2 protein-coding genes and 1 pseudogene are annotated in these 3,177 nt (G+C 78.1%); 1 reads left to right on the top strand and 2 read right to left on the bottom strand.

Features of this window, described 5'->3' with window-relative positions:
• Both AAHZ94_RS31450 and AAHZ94_RS31445 read right to left on the bottom strand, forming a co-directional pair.
• Positions 1–431: pseudogene (locus tag AAHZ94_RS31450) on the bottom strand (ABC transporter permease); the annotation flags it as partial.
• Positions 428–1,120, bottom strand: a complete 693-nt coding sequence (locus AAHZ94_RS31445) for an ABC transporter ATP-binding protein (RefSeq protein WP_349997118.1) — start codon at positions 1,118–1,120, stop codon at positions 428–430. The gene AAHZ94_RS31445 and the pseudogene AAHZ94_RS31450, both read right to left, overlap by 4 nt.
• Before the next feature lie 395 nt (positions 1,121–1,515).
• Here AAHZ94_RS31445 and AAHZ94_RS36550 point away from each other — a divergent pair.
• The coding region (locus tag AAHZ94_RS36550) for a sensor histidine kinase (RefSeq protein ID WP_502964842.1) at positions 1,516–3,177 on the top strand (1,662 nt) is incomplete at its 3' end.

Below are 3,177 nucleotides of genomic sequence, written 5' to 3'. Positions count from 1 at the left end.
GCGCCACCCCCCCCGCCCCGTGGGGGCCCCGCCCCCCCCGGCCCCCCCGCGGGCCCCCCGGGGGTCCGCCGGGGGCGCGCCCCCGCGGGGGGGGGCGCGCGGGGCCGGCGGGGGGGGGGGGGCCGGGCCGGGCGGGGCCGCGCCGCGCCGTCCACCGGCGCCAGGTCCACCACGATGATGGACCGCCCGCTGTGGAAGGTGGTGCCGACGGCCTGCACCGCGATCGGCTCGGCGGCGCGGACCGGGCCCCGCCAGTCCGTACGGGCGGCACGGTCCTGAAACCCCGCGTTGACCGCGAGACACAGCAGCAGGAGCGTGGTGCAGAGCGCCGCGGCGGCGACCGCGAGCCCCGTGCCGAGCGCCCCGGTGCGTCCGCCGCCGCGCAACAGCCGCAGCGCCAGCGTCCAGGTGGTGCGGTCGGCGGCCCTCATGCGCGCCGCCCGGCCGTGGCGTCGGTAGCGCCCGCGGGGGCGCGCACCCGTCCGTCGCGGACTTCGATCACGCGGTCGCACCAGCGCGCCACCTGCGGGTCGTGCGTGACCACGACCAGCGCGGCGCCCTGCTCTCCGGTGGCCGCGACCAGCAGCCTGATCACGGCCTGCCCGGTGGCCTGGTCGAGCGCGCCGGTGGGCTCGTCGGCGAAGACCACTTCGGCGCCGCCCACCAACGCCCGGGCGATGGCGACCCGTTGGGCCTGCCCGCCGGAGAGCTGGCCGGGGCGCCGTTCCTCAAGCGACTCCAGACCGAGCCGCGGGAACCAGGCGCGGGCCCGCCGCACCGCAGCGGCCCGCGCGGTGCCGCCGAGCATCAGCGGCAGCGCCACGTTCTCCTCGGCGGACAGTTCGGGCAGCAGGTGCCCGGCCTGGAAGACGAAGCCGAACCGGGTGCGCCGCACCTCGCTGCGGCGCGGCTCCGGCAGGTCGTCCACCCGGTCGGGGCCGAGCAGTACGCGCCCGGCGTCCGGCCGCTCGACACCCGCGAGACAGTGCAGCAACGTCGACTTCCCCGACCCCGAGGGCCCCATCACGGCAAGCGCCTCCCCGGCCCGTACGGCCACGTCGACCCCGTCCAGCGCCCTGGTCCCACCGAAGCTCTTGACCAGGCCACAACCGATGAGCAGGGGTGATGCGGGGGTGGGTGAGCCGGGTGAGCCGGGTGAACCGAGGGAGTCGGGTGAGGCGAGTGAGCTGGATGGGGCGTACGAGGTGGCGGGGCGGGCCGGGCCGATCGTGTGGGTCGGATCGGTCGGGTGGATCGGATCGGTCGGGTGGATCGGGTGGGTCGGGCCGGTGATGCGGGCGGGGGCCGTGCTGGTGGTGTCGTAGGCAGGGGCCGTGCTGGTGGAGTGGTGGGTGGGGGCCGCGCTGCGGCGGCGGAAGGGGGGCCATGGGCTCATGCCACGACCGTCGCGCGACCGCATCCCCCGCCGCCTCGGCCGCCCGGCCCCGTCCGCGGCCATGGGATCGGCCATCTGGCCGAGTCGCCGCAGCCCGGTCAGTGCCTAGCCTGCTCACCGTGGACGAGAGCCTTCGAGGAGCGGACGCGTACGTACCGCTCTCCCCGCGCGCCCGCCGCCTGGCGGTGTGCGCCCTGTACGTCGGGCTCGGCCTGCCCTGGCTCGCCGACCTCGGCAGCGTGGTCGCCGCGGCCGGCCGCGCCGGGGCCCGCCCGTGGGCCGCGCTGGTCACCGGGCCTGCGGTCGCCCTGCTCATCGCCCTGCCCCGCCGGCGCCTGGCCACCACCCGGCGCGCCGCGCTCGCCGGGCTCGGCTCGCTGGCGGTGACCTGCGTACTGCTGTTGCCCGGCTGCGGGGTCGAGGTGAGTTGGGGGCTGTTGGAGACCGCGGGCCTGCTGCTGCTCCTCGTGCGCACCGCGCGCGAGGTCCTGCCGCCGCCGGCAGCGGCCGGCTGGGGCGCGGTGCTCGCCGTCGCCGTCGTCGTGCTGCCGCTGCGCATGCGCTACGCCGGGGGCGACCTGGTCTTCGCGTTCGTCCTCACGCTGGCTGCCGGCGGCGCCGTCGGGCTCGGCTGCTATCTACGGGCGCTGGACGCCAGGCGCCGCCGGGCGGTCCTCGCCGTACGCCAGGGCGAACGCCTTAAACTCGCCCGTGACCTGCACGACTTCGTCGCGCACCATGTGACGGGCATCATCGTCCAGGCCCAGGCGGCCCGCGCCGTACGGGAGAGCGCGCCCGAGCAGATCGACCCGATCCTGGCGCACATCGAGCGGGCCGGCGTGGAGACGCTGGACTCGATGCGCCGGCTGGTCCGGGTGCTGCGCGCGGAGGAGGGCCCGCCGGTACGGCCCGGCGAGTTCCCCGCGGCGCTGGCCGCCCTGGTCGCCGGATTCGGCCAGCTCAACCAGCAGAGCCAGCACAGTCACCCCAGGCACCTCAGCCAGCACAGTCAGTTCGGCCAGCACAGCCCGCCCGGTCAGGGCGCCCCGCCGGTCGCACCCACGCTGCGGGTGACGGCCGCCGCCCGCGCGGCGCAGCTCGCCCCCGAGGTCGAGACCTCCGTGCACCGCGTCGTCCAGGAGTCCCTGACCAACGTCCACCGGCACGCGCCGGGCGCCCGCGACGTGGTGGTCGAGGTGGGTGTCGACGCGGCCCCCGCGGGCGGCGCCGACCGGCGACCGCACGGCGCTTCCCGGCCGGGACGACCCGAGCAGCAGCCCGAGCAGCCGGACCGCTCACCCGTGGCAGACCAGCCGGACCAACCGTCCGGGCCAGCCCGGACGGATCACACCTCCGGGACGGGCCACGCCGGCCACGCCGACCACGCCGACCACGCCGACCGGACACCCCAGCCCCACCGGCTCACCGTGACGGTGCACAACGGTCCGCCGGCCGAGCGGGCGCCGGCCCCCCCCGGCGGGCGGGGGGGGGGGGGGGGGGGGGGGGGGGGGGGGGCGGGGGCGCCGGGAGCGGGTCGAGGCGGTCGGCGGCACGCTCAGCGCCGGGGCCACGCCCGACGGCGGCTGGCGGGTGAGCGCCGCCTTCCCGGTACGGCCCGGCCACGGGCGGCGCGGCCACGACATGGCAGGATCGGCCGGATGAGCAGCTCGCCGACGCGCGTACTGATCGCCGACGACCAGGAGATGGTCCGTACCGGCTTCCGGCTGATCCTCCAGACCAGGCCCGGCATCGCGGGCGGCGGCGAGGCCGCGGACGGCGCC

The organism is Streptomyces sp. HSW2009 (assembly GCF_040240285.1).
Lineage (GTDB): Bacteria > Actinomycetota > Actinomycetes > Streptomycetales > Streptomycetaceae > Streptomyces.
The sequence above is the reverse complement of the archived record's forward strand: the minus strand, read 5'-3'. Positions and strand labels throughout refer to the sequence as shown.